The sequence below is a fragment of the Salmonella sp. HY31 genome, assembly GCF_042604575.1.
Lineage (GTDB): Bacteria > Pseudomonadota > Gammaproteobacteria > Enterobacterales > Enterobacteriaceae > Salmonella > Salmonella diarizonae.
Genome location: NZ_CP170479.1, coordinates 3,333,059 through 3,354,557 on the forward strand (window position 1 = coordinate 3,333,059; position 21,499 = coordinate 3,354,557).

General features: G+C 53.4%; 22 protein-coding genes and 1 pseudogene. 19 read left to right on the forward strand and 4 right to left on the reverse strand.

The window, feature by feature from the left end; genetic code table 11:
* The first annotated feature begins 32 nt into the window (after positions 1 to 32).
* The 4 genes from gltJ (at position 33) to rihA (ending at position 3,224) form a co-directional block, all read left to right on the forward strand.
* Positions 33 to 773, forward strand: coding sequence for a glutamate/aspartate ABC transporter permease GltJ (gene gltJ, locus ACE15A_RS15850; protein WP_000020930.1), 741 nt, complete (start codon positions 33 to 35; stop codon positions 771 to 773).
* The gene (gene gltK, locus ACE15A_RS15855) at positions 773 to 1,447 is read left to right on the forward strand and encodes a glutamate/aspartate ABC transporter permease GltK (RefSeq protein WP_000272799.1); all 675 of its coding nucleotides are present in this window, start codon (positions 773 to 775) and stop codon (positions 1,445 to 1,447) included. Before gltJ ends, gltK begins: the two co-directional genes overlap by 1 nt.
* Complete coding sequence (gene gltL / locus ACE15A_RS15860) at positions 1,447 to 2,172, forward strand: glutamate/aspartate ABC transporter ATP-binding protein GltL (protein ID WP_000631371.1); 726 nt, start codon at positions 1,447 to 1,449, stop codon at positions 2,170 to 2,172. The genes gltK and gltL overlap by 1 nt, the downstream gene beginning before the upstream one ends.
* Positions 2,173 to 2,288: 116 nt before the next feature.
* On the forward strand, positions 2,289 to 3,224 hold the full coding sequence (gene rihA, locus ACE15A_RS15865) for a pyrimidine-specific ribonucleoside hydrolase RihA (RefSeq protein ID WP_053508406.1): 936 nt from the start codon (positions 2,289 to 2,291) through the stop codon (positions 3,222 to 3,224).
* An 85-nt stretch (positions 3,225 to 3,309) separates the two neighbouring features.
* Here the strand turns inward: rihA and ACE15A_RS15870 are convergent, their stop codons facing one another.
* Both ACE15A_RS15870 and ACE15A_RS15875 read right to left on the reverse strand, forming a co-directional pair.
* Entirely contained in the window at positions 3,310 to 3,783 is a 474-nt protein-coding gene (locus tag ACE15A_RS15870) for a zinc ribbon-containing protein (RefSeq protein ID WP_023246821.1), read from the reverse strand.
* Positions 3,784 to 3,918: 135 nt separating this feature from the next.
* Positions 3,919 to 4,107 (reverse strand): annotated as a pseudogene (locus tag ACE15A_RS15875) (D-galactarate dehydratase); the annotation flags it as partial.
* Positions 4,108 to 4,394: 287 nt separating this feature from the next.
* On the opposite strand from ACE15A_RS15875, the gene leuS reads away from it, so the two are divergent.
* From leuS to nadD, 4 genes are read left to right on the forward strand one after another with little or no spacing between them, the layout of a single operon-like run.
* Positions 4,395 to 6,977: a leucine--tRNA ligase gene (gene leuS / locus ACE15A_RS15880; protein WP_053508408.1), complete on the forward strand. Its 2,583-nt coding sequence runs from the start codon at positions 4,395 to 4,397 to the stop codon at positions 6,975 to 6,977.
* Between the two features lie 14 nt (positions 6,978 to 6,991).
* Positions 6,992 to 7,582: an LPS assembly lipoprotein LptE gene (gene lptE / locus ACE15A_RS15885; RefSeq protein ID WP_053508410.1), complete on the forward strand. Its 591-nt coding sequence runs from the start codon at positions 6,992 to 6,994 to the stop codon at positions 7,580 to 7,582.
* The gene (gene holA / locus ACE15A_RS15890; RefSeq protein WP_023246817.1) at positions 7,582 to 8,613 is read left to right on the forward strand and encodes a DNA polymerase III subunit delta; all 1,032 of its coding nucleotides are present in this window, start codon (positions 7,582 to 7,584) and stop codon (positions 8,611 to 8,613) included. The genes lptE and holA overlap by 1 nt, the downstream gene beginning before the upstream one ends.
* 1 nt (position 8,614) lies before the next feature.
* Complete coding sequence (gene nadD, locus ACE15A_RS15895) at positions 8,615 to 9,256, forward strand: nicotinate-nucleotide adenylyltransferase (RefSeq protein WP_023246816.1); 642 nt, start codon at positions 8,615 to 8,617, stop codon at positions 9,254 to 9,256.
* Here nadD and cobD read toward each other — a convergent pair.
* Positions 9,231 to 10,325, reverse strand: a complete 1,095-nt coding sequence (gene cobD, locus ACE15A_RS15900) for a threonine-phosphate decarboxylase CobD (protein ID WP_053508412.1) — start codon at positions 10,323 to 10,325, stop codon at positions 9,231 to 9,233. The two genes, nadD and cobD, sit on opposite strands and share 26 nt — an antisense overlap.
* A gap of 97 nt (positions 10,326 to 10,422) precedes the next feature.
* Between cobD and ACE15A_RS15905 the strand changes: the two genes are divergently transcribed.
* The 11 genes from ACE15A_RS15905 (at position 10,423) to lipA (ending at position 21,189) form a co-directional block, all read left to right on the forward strand.
* Positions 10,423 to 11,031, forward strand: coding sequence for an adenosylcobalamin/alpha-ribazole phosphatase (locus tag ACE15A_RS15905; protein ID WP_023246814.1), 609 nt, complete (start codon positions 10,423 to 10,425; stop codon positions 11,029 to 11,031).
* Between the two features lie 329 nt (positions 11,032 to 11,360).
* On the forward strand, positions 11,361 to 11,678 hold the full coding sequence (gene rsfS, locus ACE15A_RS15910; protein WP_001161670.1) for a ribosome silencing factor: 318 nt from the start codon (positions 11,361 to 11,363) through the stop codon (positions 11,676 to 11,678).
* A 3-nt stretch (positions 11,679 to 11,681) separates the two neighbouring features.
* Positions 11,682 to 12,149 carry a 23S rRNA (pseudouridine(1915)-N(3))-methyltransferase RlmH gene (rlmH, locus tag ACE15A_RS15915; RefSeq protein WP_000776099.1) on the forward strand — a complete coding sequence of 156 codons (468 nt, stop codon included), beginning with the start codon at positions 11,682 to 11,684 and terminating at the stop codon, positions 12,147 to 12,149.
* Positions 12,150 to 12,179: 30 nt separating this feature from the next.
* Entirely contained in the window at positions 12,180 to 14,081 is a 1,902-nt protein-coding gene (gene mrdA, locus ACE15A_RS15920; RefSeq protein ID WP_000828702.1) for a peptidoglycan DD-transpeptidase MrdA, read from the forward strand.
* A 2-nt stretch (positions 14,082 to 14,083) separates the two neighbouring features.
* Entirely contained in the window at positions 14,084 to 15,196 is a 1,113-nt protein-coding gene (gene mrdB / locus ACE15A_RS15925; protein WP_000131713.1) for a peptidoglycan glycosyltransferase MrdB, read from the forward strand.
* Positions 15,197 to 15,206: 10 nt separating this feature from the next.
* Positions 15,207 to 16,301, forward strand: coding sequence for an endolytic peptidoglycan transglycosylase RlpA (rlpA, locus tag ACE15A_RS15930; RefSeq protein ID WP_053508415.1), 1,095 nt, complete (start codon positions 15,207 to 15,209; stop codon positions 16,299 to 16,301).
* A gap of 139 nt (positions 16,302 to 16,440) precedes the next feature.
* Positions 16,441 to 17,652 carry a D-alanyl-D-alanine carboxypeptidase DacA gene (gene dacA / locus ACE15A_RS15935; protein ID WP_023246810.1) on the forward strand — a complete coding sequence of 404 codons (1,212 nt, stop codon included), beginning with the start codon at positions 16,441 to 16,443 and terminating at the stop codon, positions 17,650 to 17,652.
* 107 nt (positions 17,653 to 17,759) lie between these two features.
* A complete protein-coding gene (gene ybeD / locus ACE15A_RS15940) occupies positions 17,760 to 18,023 on the forward strand; it encodes a DUF493 family protein YbeD (protein ID WP_000850547.1) in 264 nt (87 codons plus the stop codon).
* Positions 18,024 to 18,122: 99 nt separating this feature from the next.
* On the forward strand, positions 18,123 to 18,764 hold the full coding sequence (lipB, locus tag ACE15A_RS15945; RefSeq protein WP_023246809.1) for a lipoyl(octanoyl) transferase LipB: 642 nt from the start codon (positions 18,123 to 18,125) through the stop codon (positions 18,762 to 18,764).
* Positions 18,765 to 19,065: 301 nt separating this feature from the next.
* Entirely contained in the window at positions 19,066 to 20,019 is a 954-nt protein-coding gene (locus ACE15A_RS15950) for a YbeF family transcriptional regulator (RefSeq protein ID WP_023246808.1), read from the forward strand.
* Positions 20,020 to 20,223: 204 nt separating this feature from the next.
* Positions 20,224 to 21,189 (forward strand): lipoyl synthase, encoded by a 966-nt coding sequence (gene lipA / locus ACE15A_RS15955; RefSeq protein WP_023246807.1) that lies wholly within the window; start codon positions 20,224 to 20,226, stop codon positions 21,187 to 21,189.
* A gap of 85 nt (positions 21,190 to 21,274) precedes the next feature.
* Here lipA and tatE read toward each other — a convergent pair whose 3' ends face one another.
* Positions 21,275 to 21,478, reverse strand: coding sequence for a twin-arginine translocase subunit TatE (gene tatE / locus ACE15A_RS15960; RefSeq protein WP_000503937.1), 204 nt, complete (start codon positions 21,476 to 21,478; stop codon positions 21,275 to 21,277).
* Positions 21,479 to 21,499 lie beyond the last annotated feature (21 nt).

Consider the following 21,499-nt stretch of genomic DNA (forward strand, 5'->3'; position numbering starts at 1 on the left):
GCGCTGCTACCCTTTTTTTTCGGAGTAGATGTATGTCAATAGACTGGAACTGGGGTATTTTTTTACAAGAAGCCCCCTTCGGCAACACCACCTATCTTGGCTGGCTATGGAGTGGTTTTCAGGTCACCGTAGCCCTTTCGATTACCGCCTGGATTATCGCTTTCCTGGTAGGATCTATTTTCGGCATTTTACGTACCGTTCCCAACCGTTTCCTCTCCGGACTGGGCACATTGTACGTAGAACTGTTCCGTAACGTGCCACTGATCGTGCAATTCTTCACCTGGTACCTGGTGGTGCCTGAACTGTTGCCGGAAGATCTTGGCATGTGGTTTAAGGCGGAACTCGATCCCAATATTCAGTTTTTCCTCTCCTCAATGATCTGTCTGGGACTGTTTACCGCCGCCCGCGTTTGCGAACAGGTGCGCGCCGCTATTCAGTCTCTGCCTCGCGGACAGAAGAACGCGGCGCTGGCGATGGGGCTAACGCTGCCGCAGGCTTATCGCTATGTCCTGCTGCCGAATGCCTATCGCGTTATTGTGCCGCCAATGACGTCAGAGATGATGAATCTGGTGAAAAACTCAGCTATCGCCTCAACCATCGGTCTGGTGGATATGGCGGCGCAGGCAGGCAAACTGTTGGATTACTCGGCGCACGCCTGGGAATCCTTCACCGCCATTACGCTGGCCTATGTGCTGATTAACGCCGTTATCATGCTGGTCATGAGCCTGGTTGAACGCAAAGTCCGCCTGCCGGGCAACGTGGGGAGCAAATAATGTACGAATTTGACTGGAGTTCGATTATCCCCTCACTGCCTTACCTGCTGGCCGGGTTGGTCATCACGCTGAAGATCACCGTCACCGCCGTTGTCGTGGGGATAGTCTGGGGAACCATTCTGGCCGTCATGCGCCTCTCAAGCTTTGCCCCCATCGCCTGGTTTGCTAAAGCGTATGTTAACGTTTTCCGTTCCATCCCGTTGGTCATGGTCTTACTGTGGTTCTATCTGATTGTACCCGGCTTTCTGCAAAACGTGCTGGGGCTATCGCCGAAAACCGATATCCGCCTGATCTCCGCGATGGTGGCATTCTCCATGTTTGAAGCGGCCTACTATTCCGAGATTATTCGCGCCGGTATTCAAAGTATTTCCCGCGGGCAGTCCAGCGCGGCGCTGGCGCTGGGGATGACCCACTGGCAGTCGATGAAGCTAATTATTCTGCCGCAGGCGTTTCGGGCGATGGTGCCGCTGTTGCTTACGCAGGGCATTGTGCTATTTCAGGACACCTCTTTAGTTTATGTACTAAGCCTGGCGGACTTCTTCCGCACCGCGTCTACTATCGGCGAGCGTGACGGTACTCAGGTCGAAATGATTCTGTTCGCCGGCGCCGTTTATTTTGTTATCAGCCTGAGCGCGTCGTTGCTGGTCAGCTATTTGAAGAAAAGGACAGTTTAATGATTACCCTGAAAAATGTTTCAAAATGGTATGGTCACTTTCAGGTGCTGACCGATTGTTCAACAGAAGTGAAAAAAGGCGAAGTGGTGGTAGTCTGCGGGCCATCGGGTTCCGGTAAATCCACGCTGATTAAGACCGTCAACGGTCTGGAACCGGTGCAAAAAGGCGAAATTACCGTTAACGGCATTATTGTGAACGACAAAAAAACCGACCTGGCGAAACTGCGTTCCCGCGTGGGCATGGTATTCCAGCACTTCGAGCTGTTTCCCCACCTGTCGATCATCGAAAACCTGACGCTGGCGCAGGTGAAAGTGCTGAAACGCGATAAGGCCGCCGCCCGCGATAAAGGGCTCAAGCTGCTGGAGCGCGTTGGGCTCTCGGCGCACGCCAATAAATATCCCGCCCAGCTTTCCGGCGGTCAGCAGCAGCGCGTGGCGATTGCCCGCGCGCTGTGTATGGACCCCATTGCCATGTTATTCGATGAACCTACTTCCGCGCTCGATCCGGAAATGATCAACGAGGTGCTGGACGTCATGGTCGAACTGGCCCATGAAGGCATGACCATGATGGTAGTGACGCACGAAATGGGTTTTGCCCGTAAAGTGGCTAACCGGGTAATCTTTATGGATGAAGGAAAAATCGTCGAAGATTCGCCAAAAGAGGAGTTCTTCGCTAACCCCAGTTCCGATCGCGCAAAAGACTTCCTTGCGAAAATCCTGCACTAATATTCCCGGCGCGCATGTCAGAGTGCGCGCTATCTCACGCTTTACCTCTTCGCTTCTCGAAACGTATCCAGCCGAGCGTTAACCTTGTCACAAAGTACCACTTACAAGGAGCCATAATGGCACTGCCCATTATTATTGATTGCGATCCGGGTCATGATGACGCTATCGCCCTCGTTCTCGCCCTCGCCTCCCCTGAACTGGAAGTGAAAGCGATCACCTCTTCCGCCGGCAACCAGACGCCGGAGAAGACCCTGCGTAACGTGCTGCGGATGCTGACGCTGCTCAAACGTCCGGATATCCCGGTGGCGGGCGGCGCGCTCAAGCCGCTGATGCGCGAGCTGATTATCGCCGATAACGTTCACGGCGAAAGCGGCCTCGACGGCCCGGCGTTGCCGGAGCCGTCTTTCACGCCGCAAAGCTGCACTGCCGTAGAGCTGATGGCAAAAACCCTGCGCGACAGCGCGCAGCCCGTCACCCTCGTCGCCACTGGCCCACAGACCAACGTGGCGTTGCTGCTCAATAGCCACCCGGAGCTGCACGCGAAAATTGCGCGTATTGTGATCATGGGCGGCGCGATGGCGCTGGGTAACTGGACACCCGCTGCGGAATTTAATATTTACGTCGACCCGGAGGCCGCCGAAATTGTCTTCCAGTCAGGCATTCCGGTGGTGATGGCCGGGCTGGACGTCACCCATAAGGCGCAGATTCACGCCGCCGATATCGAGCGTTTCCGCGACATCGGCAATCCAATTTCGACGATCGTGGCTGAACTACTCGACTTCTTCTTTGAATATCACAAAGATGAAAAATGGGGATTTATCGGCGCGCCGCTACACGATCCGTGTACGATAGCCTGGCTATTAAAACCAGAGCTTTTCACGACGATTGAACGCTGGGTCGGCGTCGAAACGCAGGGAAAATATACTCAGGGAATGACGGTGGTGGATTATTATTTCCTGACCGGGAATAAACCTAACGCCATGGTGATGGTCGATGTCGACCGGCAAGGATTTGTCGATCTGCTGGCTGAGCGGCTGAAGTTTTACGCGTAATATTTGCCGGAGGGCAGCTTCGCCATATCCGGCCTACGTGAACGATTTTTGGTAGGCCGGATAAGACGCACCGGCGCTCTTCCACTCACGGCTCAAACGGTCTTCTCTGAAACTGGTCATGACCGCATTTCGGGCACAGCGGCAGCACATCCGGCGTATAAACCGCTAAATGGAAGTGGCACTTCTCGCATACCAGATTGCCCAGCCCCACTACCTCTCCGCTGTGATAAACCCCATGGTGATTGAGATCCTGAAAAACCTCACGCCACTCCAACTGGGTTTTATCGGTAATATCCGCCAGCTCCTGCCACAGACTCTCTTTAATGACCCGCATAAAGACGCTGTCGTCCTGACTCTCTTCGTAGCTCATAGCGAACTCTTCCAGATCGCGTCTGACGGCGCGCGTCAGTTCGTCTACTTCGGTTCGCGTTAACTCCCCTGTTTGCATCACACGCTGGCGCGCCTGCTCCACCAGCGCATCAATGTCGCGCTCGCCATTGCGTAAACGCTCGCTTAATGAAGCCACCAGTTCACGGTAATACTGAGCAACTTTATTCATCACTTCGTCTCCCGGATCGTTAACTGCCTATAATAATAGACCTTATTTACGTTACGCTTTGCAAGACTGCCCACAGAGTCTGTAAATTCTTGTCAGGCTGACGCGCATCGCCTGCCACCTGCCTGATTCGCCCTATTTATAAACTTCGCCATGAAAAGGCACATCGCAGATTGCGAATTTATGGCCAAACGGCACGTCCTGACGTAACACAGCGCTTATCACGCGTTCATCAATAAACATCGTGGCGGTTTCGTCAGCCTTGAGCGCCATGATAGTCGTCACAACGCCATCTTAAGGGTGAATCATTACCGTATTTTTTTTCACGGGTCACTCCTTTGCTATAGTCCTGCTTTCCCTAATCAACAGGCATGTTATTTTTTAACAGGCTGTTTTATATGATTTTATTTTGAGTGATTTGCCAGATGGCGGAAGGAAATACGGCAATTTGCTGCAGTCGTGCCACATTTTGCATCATCGCTTCATGCGCGCCAGACGCGACAAATGTGCTAACCCCTGTTTTGGCGCGGGCGTTTGGGCTATGCTATGCGGATCTAAACACCACCTCTAAAGCTACATTTGTAGCTGTATTGAAAACAGGACTACTGGCTGCCATGCAAGAGCAATACCGCCCGGAAGAGATAGAATCCAAAGTACAGCTTCACTGGGATGAGAAGCGCACATTTGAAGTGACCGAAGACGAGAGCAAAGAGAAGTATTACTGCCTGTCGATGCTTCCCTATCCTTCTGGCCGACTACACATGGGCCACGTACGTAACTACACCATCGGTGACGTGATCGCCCGCTACCAACGTATGTTAGGTAAAAACGTGTTGCAGCCTATTGGCTGGGACGCGTTTGGCCTGCCCGCGGAAGGCGCGGCGGTGAAAAACAACACTGCGCCGGCGCCGTGGACATACGACAACATCGCGTACATGAAAAACCAGCTCAAAATGTTGGGCTTTGGTTATGACTGGAGCCGCGAACTGGCGACCTGCACCCCGGAATACTATCGCTGGGAACAGAAATTCTTCACCGAGCTGTATAAAAAAGGCCTGGTGTACAAGAAGACCTCTGCCGTTAACTGGTGTCCGAACGATCAGACTGTTCTCGCCAACGAACAGGTGATCGACGGCTGCTGCTGGCGCTGCGATACCAAAGTTGAGCGTAAAGAGATCCCACAGTGGTTTATCAAAATCACCGCTTACGCAGACGAACTGTTGCGCGATCTGGATAAGCTGGACCACTGGCCTGATACCGTGAAAACGATGCAGCGCAACTGGATTGGCCGCTCTGAAGGCGTGGAAATCACCTTCGACGTGAAGGGTTACGATAACACGCTGACCGTCTATACCACCCGTCCTGATACCTTTATGGGCGCCACTTACCTGGCGGTGGCCGCCGGTCACCCGCTGGCGCAACAGGCCGCCGCGAACAACGCCGAGCTGGCGGCGTTCATCGACGAATGCCGTAACACCAAAGTGGCCGAAGCCGAAATGGCGACCATGGAGAAAAAAGGCGTCGACACCGGCTTTAAAGCGATTCATCCGTTAACCGGCGAAGAGATCCCGGTCTGGGCGGCAAACTTCGTGTTGATGGAGTACGGCACCGGCGCGGTGATGGCCGTTCCGGGTCACGATCAGCGCGACTACGAATTTGCCTCCAAATACGGTTTGACCATCAAGCCGGTTATTCTGGCTGCCGACGGTTCCGAGCCGGATCTTTCCGAACAGGCGCTGACCGAAAAAGGCGTGCTGTTTAACTCCGGCGAGTTCGACGGCCTGGCCTTTGAAGCGGCGTTTAACGCCATTGCCGATAAGCTGGCGGAAAAAGGCGTTGGCGAACGTAAAGTGAACTACCGTCTACGCGACTGGGGCGTTTCCCGTCAGCGCTACTGGGGCGCGCCGATCCCGATGGTTACCCTGGAAGACGGCACCGTGATCCCGACGCCAGAAGATCAACTGCCGGTGATCCTGCCGGAAGACGTAGTCATGGACGGTATCACCAGCCCAATCAAGGCCGACCCCGAGTGGGCGAAAACCACCGTTAACGGTATGCCTGCGCTGCGTGAAACCGACACCTTCGACACCTTTATGGAATCGTCATGGTACTACGCGCGTTACACCTGCCCGCAGTATCAGGAAGGGATGCTGGATTCGAAAGCGGCAAACTACTGGCTGCCGGTCGACATCTACATCGGCGGTATTGAACATGCCATCATGCACCTGCTTTATTTCCGCTTCTTCCATAAGCTGATGCGCGATGCGGGCATGGTAACCTCTGACGAGCCGGCTAAACAGTTGCTGTGTCAGGGCATGGTGCTGGCGGATGCGTTCTATTATGTCGGCGAGAACGGCGAACGTAACTGGGTTTCGCCAGTTGACGCTATCGTCGAGCGCGATGAAAAAGGCCGCATCGTAAAAGCAAAAGACGCAGCGGGTCATGAGCTGGTCTACACTGGCATGAGTAAAATGTCCAAGTCCAAAAATAACGGTATCGATCCGCAGGTAATGGTTGAACGTTATGGCGCGGACACGGTACGCCTGTTTATGATGTTCGCTTCTCCGGCGGATATGACTCTGGAATGGCAGGAGTCCGGCGTAGAAGGCGCAAACCGCTTTATTAAACGCGTCTGGAAGCTGGTTTACGAACACACCGCTAAAGGTTCTGTCGCGGCGCTGAACATAGATACGCTGAACGACGATCAAAAAGCGCTGCGTCGCGATGTGCATAAAACCATTGCCAAAGTGACCGATGATATCGGCCGCCGTCAGACGTTCAACACCGCCATTGCGGCGATTATGGAACTGATGAATAAACTGGCGAAAGCGCCGCAGGAAAGCGAGCAGGACAGAGCGCTGATGCAGGAAGCGCTGCTGGCGGTCGTGCGTATGCTTAACCCGTTCACGCCACACGTCTGCTTTACCTTGTGGCAGGCGCTGGAAGGCGAAGGCGATATTGATAACGCGCCGTGGCCGGTGGCGGACGATAAAGCGATGGTCGAAGAGTCCACGCTGGTTGTGGTACAGGTAAACGGTAAAGTGCGCGGAAAAATCACCGTACCGGTAAATGCTACCGAAGAACAGGTACGCGAGCGCGCAGGCCAGGAACACCTGGTGGCAAAATATCTTGATGGCGTTACCGTGCGTAAAGTGATTTACGTTCCGGGTAAACTCCTCAATCTGGTTGTTGGCTAAGCGCGGGAGGAAGCGTGCGATATCTGGTAACACTGTTGTTATCTCTGGCGGTGCTGGTCACCGCCGGATGCGGCTGGCATCTGCGTAGTACTACGCAGGTCCCGGCTTCAATGAAAACGATGATCCTCGATTCAGGCGATCCGAACGGTCCGCTAAGTCGTGCGGTACGTAATCAGTTACGGCTGAATAACGTAAACCTGCTTGATAAAAACACAACGCGCAAAGACGTTCCGTCTCTGCGACTTGGAACGGTGACTATTTCGCAGGATACGGCGTCAGTGTTCCAGGACGGCCAGACGGCGGAATATCAGATGGTAATGACCGTCAACGCCTCGGTATTGATTCCGAGCCATGACATCTATCCTATCAGCACGAAAGTGTACCGTTCGTTCTTCGATAACCCGCAAATGGCGTTGGCGAAGGATAACGAGCAGGCCATGATTGTTCAGGAGATGTACGACAAAGCCGCTGAACAGCTCATTCGTAAGCTGACCAGCGTCCGCGCGGCGGATATTCAGGCGACAAAAGAGGAGGCTACCGCAGACAATGAGACGGCGGCACCCGCCTCTACGCCAGCACGCGTTTCCACTACGCTGAGTAACTAATGATCAGGTTATATCCTGAACAACTCCGCGCGCAGCTCAAAGAAGGGCTGCGCGCGGCATATCTGCTATTGGGCAACGATCCGCTGCTATTGCAGGAAAGCCAGGACGCTATTCGTCTGGCGGCTGCATCGCAAGGATTCGAAGAGCACCACGCTTTTACTCTCGATCCCAGTACCGACTGGGGATCGCTTTTCTCACTCTGCCAGGCGATGAGCCTGTTCGCCAGCCGTCAAACGCTGGTGCTGCAACTGCCGGAAAACGGGCCTAACGCGGCAATGAATGAGCAACTCGCCACGCTGAGCGGCCTACTGCATGACGACCTGTTGTTAATAGTGCGCGGAAACAAGCTCACCAAAGCGCAGGAAAACGCCGCCTGGTATACCGCACTGGCAGACCGGAGCGTTCAGGTCAGTTGTCAGACGCCGGAACAGGCGCAACTTCCCCGCTGGGTTGCCGCCAGAGCGAAAGCGCAGAATTTGCAACTGGATGACGCCGCGAACCAACTGCTGTGCTATTGCTATGAGGGCAATCTGTTGGCGCTGGCACAGGCGCTTGAACGACTGTCGCTGCTTTGGCCTGACGGTAAGTTAACGCTTCCTCGCGTGGAGCAGGCCGTCAATGACGCCGCCCACTTTACCCCTTTCCACTGGGTGGATGCGTTACTGATGGGGAAAAGCAAACGCGCGCTGCATATCCTGCAACAGCTACGCCTTGAAGGCAGCGAGCCGGTCATTCTACTGCGTACGCTCCAGCGAGAGCTGCTGCTGCTGGTAAATCTCAAACGTCAGTCCGCCCATACGCCGTTACGCACGCTGTTTGATAAACACCGGGTCTGGCAAAACCGTCGCCCCATGATCGGCGACGCGTTGCAGCGTCTCCATCCTACACAGCTTCGACAGGCCGTGCAGTTACTGACGCGTACGGAAATTACGCTCAAACAGGATTATGGTCAGTCAGTATGGGCAGAGCTTGAAGGGCTATCGCTCCTGCTTTGCCATAAGGCGCTGGCAGACGTATTTATTGATGGGTGATATGAAATCGTTACAGGCTTTATTCGGCGGCACCTTTGATCCGGTGCATTATGGACATCTTAAACCTGTTGAAACGCTGGCGAATCTGATCGGCTTATCGCGGGTGATTATTATGCCTAACAATGTGCCGCCGCATCGCCCCCAGCCGGAAGCCTCCAGCGCGCAGCGTAAATATATGCTGGAGCTGGCTATCGCCGATAAGCCGCTTTTTACGCTGGATGAACGCGAGCTACAGCGAAACGCGCCCTCTTACACTGCGCAAACGCTGAAAGAATGGCGCGAAGAACAGGGTCCCGAAGCGCCGCTGGCGTTTATTATCGGCCAGGACTCGCTGCTTAACTTCCCCACCTGGCATGATTACGACACCATCCTCGATAACACTCACCTGATCGTTTGTCGTCGTCCGGGCTACCCGCTTGAAATGACGCAGGCGCAACACCAACAGTGGCTGGAACAGCATCTGACCCATACGCCGGACGATCTGCACCAGTTGCCAGCCGGTAAAATTTACCTGGCGGAAACGCCCTGGCTTAATATTTCCGCGACCCTCATCCGCGAACGGCTGGAAAAAGGCGAATCCTGCGACGATCTGTTGCCAGAAAACGTGCTGAACTACATCAATCAGCAGGGGCTATACCGGTAAGCACATTGCGCAACGCCGACAGCAGACGCTCGTTTTGCGCAGCGCTGCGTATCGCCACGCGGTAATAGCGGCTGTCCAGCCCCGGATAGTTAGCGCAGCTACGGATTAAAATCCGCTGCGTCAGCAACCGTCGCTGCAGGTCAATATCCTCTCGCTCACAGCGTAACAACAGATAGTTCGCCCGCCCGGGATAAACCGTCAACAGCGGGATCTGACAAAGCGCCTGATAAAACCGGGTGCCCTCCTCCCGTAACCAACGCCAGGTCGCCTGCTGCCAGGCGCTATCCTGTAACGCTACCTCACCGGCAAGCGCCGCCAGCGCGTTAACCGACCACGGCATTTGTTGGCGACGCATCCGCGCCACCGCCGCGTCATCACTGTTGACGAGATATCCCAACCGCAGACCGGGAATGGCATAAAACTTGGTCAGCGAACGCAGCACCCAGATATGCGGATTATCTTTAAGAACAGGAATAAAGCCCGTCTCATGCGGAATAAAATCGATAAACGCTTCATCCAGGATCAGATGAATATTCAGCGATTTGCAGCGATCGGCAATGGCCTGCAATAACTGACGCTCCGGCAGCAGGCCGGTAGGATTATTGGGCGTACACAGAAACAGGCAGTCCAGATCGGGCGTCAACGCCTCAAGAATGACATCGGTAAGTTGCCAGCCATCCGCTTCGCGTAGAGACCAGCGACGAATTTCACAGCCAATTTGCGCCAGCGCCCGACCATACTCCGCGAAACCTGGCGTGACAATCATCGCATGACGCGGTTTAAGGCCGCTCGCCACGGTAAAGATTGACTCCGTCTCGCCATTTCCCGCCAGTATCCACGATGCAGGCACCTGATGATGACGCGCCAGCGCCTGGTGCAAATGAAAATAATCGACATCCGGGTAGCGCTCAATGCAATCCAGATTGTCGATAAGCGCGCGTTTCACGCTGACAGGCATACCCAGCGGATTAATGTTTGCGCTAAAATCCAGTAACTGGTCAGGCGAGATGCCCAACACCGTCGCGGCTTCCCGAATGTTACCGCCATGCGCGCTGTTGAATAACGCCATTATGCCTCCGTCCCAAAAAGGCTATTTTAGTGAAAAAAACGTTGCGCAATCAGGGCCATTATCATGTTTTGCGCATTTAACCATCATGAGGGATACCATGCGATTGTGGCTGGTGCGTCATGGCGAAACCGAGGCCAATGTCGCCGGGTTGTATAGCGGACATGCTCCAACGCCGTTAACGGAAAAAGGGATTGGCCAGGCGAAAACGCTACATACCTTATTGCGCCACGCGCCATTTGACAGGGTGTTATGCAGCGAACTGGAGCGCGCGCGCCATACCGCCCGGCTCGTACTGGAGGGCCGGGATGCGCCGCAACACATCTTACCTGAGCTTAATGAGATGTATTTCGGCGACTGGGAAATGCGCCATCACCGCGACCTCACCCATGAAGATGCCGAAAGCTATGCCGCCTGGTGTACGGACTGGCAGAATGCGGTTCCGACCAATGGCGAGGGTTTTCAGGCTTTTACCCAGCGCGTAGAGCGCTTTATCTCGCGACTCGACGCGTTCAGCGATTGCCAGAGCCTGCTGATCGTCAGCCATCAGGGCGTACTCAGTCTGTTGATTGCCCGCCTGCTCGCGATGCCCGCCGCCTCGCTATGGCATTTCCGGGTAGAACAGGGATGCTGGAGCGCAATCGACATATGCGAAGGGTTCGCCACCCTGAAGGTATTAAATAGTCGTGCCGTCTGGCGGCCTGAGTGATGAATTTTCCGTTTTTTCTCGCCGCAGCGGTTTCGCCCATTGACAGCCCCCGACAGGCTGTTATTCTCCGCAGCCAGGCTATTTTCACCTTTCAGAGCTTTGCAGAAATTGTTTTACAAAAATGGCGATGCTTTCTGTGACGTGGGATGGGATGATAATCTGGTTTTAAACGCCGATCCGGCGACATAAGTCCCGGTATCGCCGCTGATTCAGGTATACTACACGGCGTCCCGCCGGAAGGTTAGCGTTAACCTCGCAACGCCTTACCGGTCCAGCCTGTTGGCCTTTTTTCTATCGTTATAACGCAATTATTCACCCAGGGGGAAAACTTGCAGGGTAAAGCACTCCAGGATTTTGTTATCGACAAAATTGATGACCTGAAAGGTCAGGACATCATCGCCTTAGATGTTCAGGGTAAATCCAGTATCACCGACTGTATGATTATTTGTACCGGCACCTCCAGCCGTCACGTTATGTCTATTGCCGACCACGTTGTGCAGTCGTCGCGCGCGGCCGGTATGCTGCCGTTGGGCGTCGAAGGCGAAAATGCGGCTGACTGGATTGTCGTCGATCTGGGCGATGTGATTGTGCATGTCATGCAGGAAGAAAGTCGCCGCCTGTATGAACTGGAAAAACTCTGGAGTTAATGCGTGAAGCTGCAACTTGTCGCTGTCGGCACGAAAATGCCCGACTGGGTTCAAACGGGATTTATGGAATATCTGCGTCGTTTTCCGAAAGACATGCCCTTTGAACTGATCGAAATCCCTGCGGGCAAACGCGGCAAGAACGCGGATATCAAACGCATTCTCGACAAAGAGGGCGAGCAGATGCTGGCCGCCGCCGGTAAGAATCGCATTGTTACCCTGGATATTCCAGGCAAGCCGTGGGATACGCCGCAGTTAGCCAATGAGCTGGAGCGCTGGAAACAGGACGGGCGCGACGTCAGTTTGCTGATTGGCGGGCCGGAAGGATTATCTCCCGCCTGCAAAGCGGCAGCGGAACAGAGTTGGTCGCTCTCGGCGTTAACGCTCCCTCACCCGCTTGTTCGGGTTCTGGTCGCGGAGAGTTTATACCGGGCGTGGAGCATCACGACCAACCACCCTTATCACCGTGAGTGATCGTGAAGTCTTGAGAAGATTAAGCAGCGGATGAAACGACAAAATTCTTTTCGTGACTATACGGCTGAGTCCGCACTGTTTGTGCGTCGGGCGCTGGTCGCCTTTTTGGGTATTTTGCTGCTGACCGGCGTACTGATCGCCAATTTGTATAATCTGCAAATCCTCCGTTTTACCGATTACCAGACCCGCTCGAACGAAAACCGTATCAAGCTGGTGCCAATTGCGCCAAGCCGCGGAATAATCTACGACCGTAACGGCATTCCCCTTGCGCTGAACCGCACTATATATCAGATTGAAATGATGCCGGAAAAGGTGGATAACGTTCAGCAAACGCTGGATGCGCTACGCAGTGTGGTCGATTTGAACGACGACGATATCGCCGCCTTTAAAAAAGAGCGCGCCCGCTCGCATCGCTTTACCTCTATTCCGGTGAAAACGAACCTGACGGAAGTTCAGGTCGCGCGCTTTGCCGTTAACCAATACCGTTTTCCAGGCGTCGAAGTCAAAGGCTATAAACGCCGCTATTATCCATACGGATCGGCGCTGACTCACGTTATCGGCTACGTATCGAAAATCAATGATAAAGACGTCGAGCGCCTCGACAGAGAAAACAAACTGGCGAACTACGCCGCCACCCATGACATCGGCAAGCTGGGCATTGAGCGCTACTATGAAGATATTTTGCATGGGCAAACCGGTTATGAAGAGGTTGAAGTCAACAACCGCGGTCGCGTTATTCGCCAGCTCAAAGAGGTGCCGCCGCAAGCAGGGCACGATATCTACCTGACGCTGGATCTCAAACTCCAGCAGTATATTGAAACGCTGCTGGCAGGCAGCCGCGCGGCGGTAATTGTCACCGATCCGCGTACCGGCGGCGTGCTATCGCTGGTATCCATGCCAAGCTACGACCCTAACCTTTTCGTGGACGGCATCTCCAGCAAAGATTACTCCGGGCTGCTTAACGATCCGAACACGCCATTAGTGAACCGCGCGACCCAGGGTGTCTACCCACCGGCCTCTACCGTTAAGCCTTACGTCGCCGTATCGGCCTTAAGCGCTGGCGTCATCACCCGTAACACCAGTCTTTTCGACCCTGGCTGGTGGCAGTTGCCGGGGTCGGAGAAACGCTACCGCGACTGGAAAAAATGGGGCCACGGGCATCTGAACGTCACCAAATCCCTTGAAGAGTCGGCGGATACCTTCTTCTATCAGGTGGCCTATGACATGGGGATCGACCGCCTGTCAGAATGGATGGGTAAATTCGGCTATGGTCACTATACCGGAATTGATCTCGCAGAAGAACGCTCTGGTAATATGCCGACCCGCGAGTGGAAACAGAAACGCTTTAAAAAACCGTGGTATCAGGGCGATACGATTCCGGTGGGTATCGGCCAGGGCTACTGGACAGCGACGCCAATTCAGATGAGTAAGGCGCTGATGATCCTTATTAACGACGGCGTAGTTAAAGTCCCGCACCTGTTAATGAGCACCGCGGAAAACGGTAAACAGGTGCCGTGGGTACAGCCGCATGAGCCGCCGGTGGGTGATATTCACTCCGGCTATTGGGAAATTGCGAAAGATGGCATGTATGGCGTCGCCAACCGCCCTAACGGCACGGCGCATAAATATTTTGCCAGCGCGCCCTATAAAATCGCGGCGAAATCGGGCACCGCGCAGGTCTTTGGCCTGAAGGCCAACGAAACGTACAATGCGCATAAAATCGCCGAGCGCCTGCGCGACCATAAATTGATGACCGCTTTTGCGCCGTATAACAATCCCCAGGTCGCCGTCGCGATCATCCTTGAAAACGGCGGCGCAGGCCCGGCAGTAGGTACAATCATGCGCCAAATTCTTGATCACATCATGCTGGGCGACAACAACACCCATTTGCCTGCGGAAAACCCGGTGGTTGCAGCGGCGGAGGACCAATAATCATGACGGATAATCCGAACAAAAAAACCTTCTGGGATAAAATTCATATCGATCCCACGATGCTACTGATTCTGCTGGCGTTACTGGTTTACAGCGCGTTGGTCATCTGGAGCGCCAGCGGCCAGGACATCGGCATGATGGAGCGTAAAATTGGCCAGATTGCGATGGGGCTGGTGGTCATGGTGGTGATGGCGCAGATCCCGCCGCGCGTGTATGAAGGCTGGGCACCCTATCTCTATATCATTTGTATCATTCTGCTGGTCGCCGTTGATGCCTTTGGCGCAATATCCAAAGGCGCGCAGCGCTGGCTCGATCTGGGAATCGTTCGCTTTCAGCCTTCGGAAATAGCCAAAATCGCCGTGCCGCTGATGGTCGCCCGCTTTATTAATCGCGACGTCTGCCCACCCTCGCTGAAAAACACCGCCATCGCCCTGGTATTAATTTTTATGCCTACCCTGCTGGTCGCCGCCCAGCCGGACCTGGGGACGTCTATTCTGGTCGCCCTTTCCGGTCTCTTTGTCCTATTTTTGTCTGGTCTGAGCTGGCGCTTAATTGGGGTCGCCATTGTATTGATCGCTGCATTTATTCCTATTTTGTGGTTCTTCCTGATGCACGATTACCAACGCCAGCGTGTCATGATGCTCCTTGATCCGGAGACCGATCCGCTGGGCGCGGGCTATCATATTATTCAGTCTAAAATCGCCATTGGCTCAGGCGGCCTGCGCGGTAAAGGCTGGCTCCATGGCACCCAGTCGCAACTGGAGTTTTTACCCGAACGCCATACCGACTTTATCTTCGCGGTACTGGCGGAAGAACTCGGTCTGGTGGGCATCCTGATTCTGCTCGCGCTCTATATTTTGCTGATAATGCGCGGTCTGTGGATTGCCGCCAGAGCGCAAACTACATTTGGTCGCGTGATGGCTGGCGGATTAATGTTAATATTATTCGTTTATGTCTTCGTAAATATTGGTATGGTGAGCGGTATTCTGCCTGTGGTTGGAGTACCTTTACCCCTGGTCAGCTACGGGGGCTCCGCACTGATCGTGCTGATGGCCGGGTTCGGGATTGTGATGTCGATCCACACCCACAGAAAAATGTTGTCGAAAAGCGTATAAGGGGTGCGCAATGCGTAAGCAGTTGCCTGTAATCTGCGTCGCGGCAGGGATAGTACTACTCGCGGCATGTACTAATGACGGCGGTCAGCAGCAACCCACCGTCGCGCCGCAGCCTGCGGTATGTAATGGTCCGGCGGTGGAAATCAGCGGAGCGGAACCGCGTTATGAACCTCTGAATCCGACTGCAAACCAGGATTATCAGCGTGACGGTAAAAGTTATAAAATCGTTCAGGACCCGTCCCGCTTTAGCCAGGCTGGCCTGGCCGCTATTTATGATGCGGAACCCGGCAGTAATTTAACCGCCTCCGGGGAGATGTTTGATCCGATGCAGCTTACCGCCGCTCATCCGACGCTGCCCATCCCCAGCTATGCGCGAATTACCAACCTTGCCAACGGACGCATGATCGTCGTACGTATTAACGATCGTGGCCCCTATGGCACCGATCGGGTCATCTCTCTTTCCCGCGCGGCAGCCGATCGTCTGAATACCTCGAATAATACTAAAGTACGGATTGACCCTATTATCGTGGCGCCGGACGGTTCGCTTTCCGGCCCGGGGATGGCCTGTACGACGGTGGCGAAACAGACCTACGCTCTGCCTCCTCGCCCTGATTTAAGCGGCGGCATGGGAAGTGTCTCCTCAGCGCCTGCGCAACCGCAAGGCGACGTACTTCCGGTCAGCAATTCCACATTGAAAAGTGACGATACTACCGGCGCGCCGGTGAGCAGCAGCGGCTTCCTTGGCGCGCCGACCACGCTGGCGCCTGGCGTGCTGGAGGGTAACGAACCGACGCCGGCTCCACAGCCAGCGCCGGTCTCCGCGCTGGTGACGGCTCCAGCGGCTACGGCGACGGTTAGCGCGCCTGCCGCCGCGGCGAGCGGTCGTTTCGTCGTCCAGGTCGGTGCCGTCAGCGATCAAACGCGCGCGCAGCAGTACCAACAGCGTTTAAGCCAGCAGTTCAGTGTACCAGGCCGCGTAATGCAAAACGGCGCGGTCTGGCGTATTCAACTGGGGCCTTTTGCCAGTAAAACGGAAGCCAGCGCGTTACAGCAACGTTTGCAAACAGAAGCACAATTACAGTCCTTTATCGCCAGCGCGCAGTAACATATTGCAGGCATCTGTACTGTCAATTTCTGTAAATGACATTAACAAAGTCACGCGGAAAGTCAGATGCCTGCCAGTTATGCTTTTGCTATAGTAGGGCTCTTTTTTTAATTTCATCACGGACGTCGTAGTTCAGACCATGAAGACCACTTTTTCCGCTCGTTTTATGCAGCGCATGGCGCTCACCACGGCGCTTTGTGCCTCGTTTATCTCAGCCGCACATGCCGATGACCTGAATATCAAAACTATGATCCCGGGTGTTCCGCAGATCGATGCGGAATCCTACATCCTGATCGACTACAACTCCGGCAAAGTTCTGGCGGAACAAAACGCCGACGAACGTCGCGACCCGGCGAGTCTGACGAAGATGATGACCAGTTACGTCATCGGACAGGCAATGAAAGCGGGTAAATTTAAAGAAACCGACCTGGTTACCGTCGGTAATGACGCCTGGGCCACCGGCAATCCGGTATTTAAAGGCTCCTCGCTGATGTTCCTCAAGCCGGGAATGCAGGTACCGGTCTCCCAGTTGATACGCGGCATCAATCTGCAATCCGGCAATGACGCCTGTGTGGCGATGGCTGATTTCGCCGCCGGTAGCCAGGATGCTTTCGTCGGGCTGATGAACAGCTATGTGAACGCGCTGGGACTGAAAAATACCCATTTCCAGACCGTACACGGCCTGGACGCCGACGGACAATACAGTTCAGCTCGCGATATGGCGCTGATTGGCCAGGCGTTAATTCGCGATGTGCCTAACGAATATGCCGTTTATAAAGAAAAAGAGTTCACCTTTAACGGCATTCGCCAGTTAAACCGTAACGGTTTGCTGTGGGATAACAGCCTAAATGTGGACGGCATCAAAACCGGGCATACCAGCAAAGCGGGCTATAATCTGGTCGCTTCCGCAACCGAAGGCCAGATGCGCTTGATCTCCGCCGTGATGGGCGGACGGACCTATAAAGGCCGTGAAACAGAAAGCAAAAAACTGCTGACGTGGGGCTTCCGTTTCTTTGAAACCGTTAATCCGCTGAAGGCTGGTAAAGAGTTCGCCTCTGAACCCGCCTGGTTTGGTAATACCGATCGCGCCTCGCTGGGCGTCGATAAAGACGTTTACCTGACGATCCCTCGCGGCCGCATGAAAGATTTGAAAGCGAGCTATGTACTGAATACTGCGGAACTGCACGCGCCGCTGCAGAAAAACCAGGTGGTCGGCACCATCAACTTCCAGTTGGACGGCAAAACCATCGAGCAGCGTCCGCTAGTCGTACTGCAAGAGATCCCGGAGGGGAACTTCTTCGGTAAAATCATTGATTACATTAAATTAATGTTCCATCACTGGTTTGGATAAAAATTGAACGCTTGAAAGTGTGATTTTCGTCCCCATATACTATGCATCAGTAAAACTCCCGTCCTGAGGCGGGAGTTATTATTTTTTTACGTAATGCCGGAGCTGACATGAAAACCAAACTTAACGAACTGCTTGAATTCCCTACGCCATTTACTTACAAAGTAATGGGGCAGGCGTTACCTGAGCTGGTTGATCAGGTGGTTGAAGTGGTACAGCGCCATGCGCCTGGTGATTACTCTCCGACGGTAAAACCGAGCAGCAAAGGCAACTACCACTCGGTCTCTATCACCATTAACGCCACCCATATTGAACAGGTTGAAACGCTGTACGAAGAACTGGGCAATATTGATATCGTACGAATGGTATTGTAATACATCCAGACGGTTACCCGGTCTTATCCGGGTAACTCCTCGCCTTCCCCGCTGTGATATACTTTCCTCTCTTTTTTCATTCTCTACGGAGATGCCGTTTTGTATCAGGATAAAATCCTTGTCCGCCAGCTCGGCCTTCGGCCCTATGAGGCTATCTCTCAGGCCATGCATGACTTTACCGATATGCGCGATGAAAACAGCAATGATGAAATCTGGTTGGTTGAACATTACCCGGTGTTTACCCAGGGCCAGGCCGGTAAAGCGGAACATATATTGATGCCTGGCGATATTCCCGTTGTGCAGAGCGATCGAGGGGGGCAGGTGACCTATCATGGTCCGGGCCAACAGGTGATGTACGTTTTACTTAACCTGAAGCGACGTAAACTGGGCGTGCGTGATTTAGTCACCCTACTCGAACAGACCGTGGTGAATACACTGGCTGAAATTGGTATTGAGGCGCATCCGCGCGCCGATGCGCCGGGCGTCTACGTGGGTGAAAAGAAAATCTGCTCGCTGGGTTTACGTATCCGTCGCGGCTGCTCCTTCCACGGTTTAGCACTAAACGTTAACATGGATCTTTCCCCTTTCTTACGTATCAACCCGTGTGGTTATGCCGGAATGGAAATGGCCAAAATAACGCAATGGAAGGAAGACGCTACCACGGATAATATTGCGCCCCGCTTGCTGGCGAATATTTTAGCCCTGCTAAATAATCCACCGCATGAATATATCGCCGCTTAATGAGTAAAATATAATGGCCCAAGAAATTTATGGGTCATTAATCATATATGATTTGAATACTTTACTTCTCCCCTCGCTTTCTATATTTTCGTTATATCCCTGCGGTACCCGCCAGGCGGCATGGTCTCTTCAGTCCTCACGATGAGGAATTTTCCGTGAGCAAAATATCGGCCTTGCTGTTACTTACCTTATTGAAATGACTAAAGATATATTCATTAGAGCAATTTTTAAAGCAACTTATAAATGCAAGATATGTTATTTCATCTATTATTCATAATACGAATAAATCCGGAGCCAGAGCGTGAGTGATAATAATCAGACAGAAAGACAGCCTGCCGATCAACACCTACAAGACAAACCGCAAATTTTCAGAACACTGAGAAATATCGACCTCAATCTATTGACGATTTTCGAAGCCGTGTATGTCCATAAAGGGATCGTCAATGCAGCGAAAATTCTTAATTTGACGCCGTCAGCTATCAGCCAGTCCATTCAAAAATTACGGACCATATTTCCCGATCCGTTGTTTATTCGCAAAGGCCAGGGCGTAACGCCCACGACGTATGCTACGCATCTGCACGAATACATCAGCCAGGGGCTGGAGTCTATTCTTGGTGCCCTGGATCTTACGGGCAGCTATGATAAGCAACGCACCATTACGATTGGCACGACGCCTTCGGTCGGCGCGCTGGTGATGCCGGTGATTTATCAGGCCATCAGGACGCGTTATCCTCAGCTTTTGCTGCGCAATATTCCGGTAGACGATGCCGAAAGCCAGCTTAGCCAGTTTCAGACCGATCTCATTATCAATACCCATAGCTATAACAACCGGAGCATTCAGCATCACGTCCTGTTTAGCGATACGCTTGAGATTGTCTGTCGCCAGCATCACCCGTGTCTGGCGAACGCCATTACTGAAGAGAAACTGAACAGCGCGGATCACACCTTTCTGATGCTGGAGGGACAAAATCTTTCCCTACTGCGCCAGCGGCTGCAGGAGACATTTCCCGATCAGCAAATCAGTTTTAGTAGTTACAATATTTTTACCATTGCCTCGCTGATCGCCAGCAGCGATCTGCTGGGTCTGATGCCCACCCGCTTCTACACCTTATTTAGCCGCTGCTGGCCGCTTGAACGCCTTCCCTACGTGCCGGTGAATAGTGAACAGGTCGAGTTCTCGCTGCATTACAATAAACTGAGTCTGCGCGATCCGGTGCTGGAGAACGTCATTGATATTATTCGTGAGGCGTTCTGACAAAAATGTTGCATTCAGGTCACGGAAGAGATGGGCAAACAGCACAAAACAACAACTATTTTACATTTTGCCGGGCTGTCAGGCTGCTTTATGGCCCTTATCAATGATATACTGCGTGTCACAAATTCAAAAATAGTTGATAAATACAACTTTCCCTTGAATTGAAACGCTTTCTTCGTTATTCGCAACTGGAACACGCACGCTATGAGTAAACCCATTGTGATGGAACGCGGTGTAAAATACCGCGATGCCGATAAGATGGCTCTTATCCCGGTAAAAAATGTGGTCACAGAGCGCGACGCTCTGCTACGTAAACCGGAATGGATGAAAATAAAACTTCCGGCGGATTCTACCCGTATCCAGGGCATCAAAGCCGCAATGCGCAAAAATGGCCTGCATTCTGTCTGCGAGGAAGCGTCTTGCCCGAACCTGGCTGAATGTTTCAACCACGGTACCGCCACGTTTATGATCCTCGGCGCCATTTGCACCCGCCGCTGTCCGTTCTGTGATGTCGCCCATGGCCGCCCTGTTGCGCCGGATGCGGAAGAGCCGCAGAAACTGGCGCAAACGATCGCCGACATGGCGCTACGCTATGTGGTAATCACCTCTGTCGACCGTGACGATCTGCGTGACGGCGGTGCCCAGCATTTTGCTGACTGTATCACCGCCATCCGAGCCAAAAGCCCGGAGATAAAAATAGAGACGCTGGTGCCAGACTTCCGTGGACGTATGGATCGTGCGCTGGATATCCTTAACGCAACGCCGCCGGATGTGTTTAACCATAATCTTGAAAACGTGCCGCGTATCTACCGCCAGGTACGTCCGGGCGCCGATTACAACTGGTCGCTGAAATTACTGGAACGCTTCAAAGAAGCGCACCCGCAAATTCCGACAAAATCGGGTCTGATGGTCGGCTTAGGCGAAACCAACGCAGAAATCATTGAGGTTATGCGCGACTTACGCCGTCACGGCGTCACCATGCTGACGCTTGGCCAGTATCTACAGCCAAGCCGCCATCACCTGCCGGTACAGCGTTATGTCAGCCCGGAAGAGTTTGACGAGATGAAAGCGGAAGCCCTGGCGATGGGCTTTACCCATGCTGCCTGTGGTCCCTTTGTGCGTTCTTCGTACCATGCTGATCTACAGGCCAAAGGCATGGAAGTGAAATGATCGTGTAATACACGCTTACATTTCAGGCAGAAAAAAACCGGCAACTCGCCGGTTTTTTACTCTGCAGAGCAAGCGCATCGCGCCATTACTCTTTATGCGAGAGCTTTTCAGCCTGAACGCCGCCGTCAACGTCTTTCTTCACGCCCGCGTCTTCATCGTTCATCGCTTTCTTGAATCCTTTAATCGCCGTGCCCAGGTCTCCGCCCAGCGTACGTAACTTCTTGGTACCAAACAGCAGAACAACCAGTGCGGCAACCACCAGCAGTTTGGTAATACTAATCTCACCCATAGATACCTTCTTCACTAAAAA

Excerpts from the sequence above, each read along its gene's own strand:
- gltJ (WP_000020930.1), top strand. The coding sequence starts at position 33 with ATGTCAATAGACTGGAACTGGGGTATTTTTTTACAAGAAGCCCCCTTC.
- gltK (WP_000272799.1), top strand. The coding sequence starts at position 773 with ATGTACGAATTTGACTGGAGTTCGATTATCCCCTCACTGCCTTACCTG.
- gltL (WP_000631371.1), top strand. The coding sequence starts at position 1,447 with ATGATTACCCTGAAAAATGTTTCAAAATGGTATGGTCACTTTCAGGTG.
- rihA (WP_053508406.1), top strand. The coding sequence starts at position 2,289 with ATGGCACTGCCCATTATTATTGATTGCGATCCGGGTCATGATGACGCT.
- ACE15A_RS15870 (WP_023246821.1), bottom strand. The coding sequence starts at position 3,783 with ATGAATAAAGTTGCTCAGTATTACCGTGAACTGGTGGCTTCATTAAGC.
- leuS (WP_053508408.1), top strand. The coding sequence starts at position 4,395 with ATGCAAGAGCAATACCGCCCGGAAGAGATAGAATCCAAAGTACAGCTT.
- holA (WP_023246817.1), top strand. The coding sequence starts at position 7,582 with ATGATCAGGTTATATCCTGAACAACTCCGCGCGCAGCTCAAAGAAGGG.
- nadD (WP_023246816.1), top strand. The coding sequence starts at position 8,615 with ATGAAATCGTTACAGGCTTTATTCGGCGGCACCTTTGATCCGGTGCAT.
- cobD (WP_053508412.1), bottom strand. The coding sequence starts at position 10,325 with ATGGCGTTATTCAACAGCGCGCATGGCGGTAACATTCGGGAAGCCGCG.
- ACE15A_RS15905 (WP_023246814.1), top strand. The coding sequence starts at position 10,423 with ATGCGATTGTGGCTGGTGCGTCATGGCGAAACCGAGGCCAATGTCGCC.
- mrdA (WP_000828702.1), top strand. The coding sequence starts at position 12,180 with ATGAAACGACAAAATTCTTTTCGTGACTATACGGCTGAGTCCGCACTG.
- mrdB (WP_000131713.1), top strand. The coding sequence starts at position 14,084 with ATGACGGATAATCCGAACAAAAAAACCTTCTGGGATAAAATTCATATC.
- rlpA (WP_053508415.1), top strand. The coding sequence starts at position 15,207 with ATGCGTAAGCAGTTGCCTGTAATCTGCGTCGCGGCAGGGATAGTACTA.
- dacA (WP_023246810.1), top strand. The coding sequence starts at position 16,441 with ATGAAGACCACTTTTTCCGCTCGTTTTATGCAGCGCATGGCGCTCACC.
- ybeD (WP_000850547.1), top strand. The coding sequence starts at position 17,760 with ATGAAAACCAAACTTAACGAACTGCTTGAATTCCCTACGCCATTTACT.
- lipA (WP_023246807.1), top strand. The coding sequence starts at position 20,224 with ATGAGTAAACCCATTGTGATGGAACGCGGTGTAAAATACCGCGATGCC.
- tatE (WP_000503937.1), bottom strand. The coding sequence starts at position 21,478 with ATGGGTGAGATTAGTATTACCAAACTGCTGGTGGTTGCCGCACTGGTT.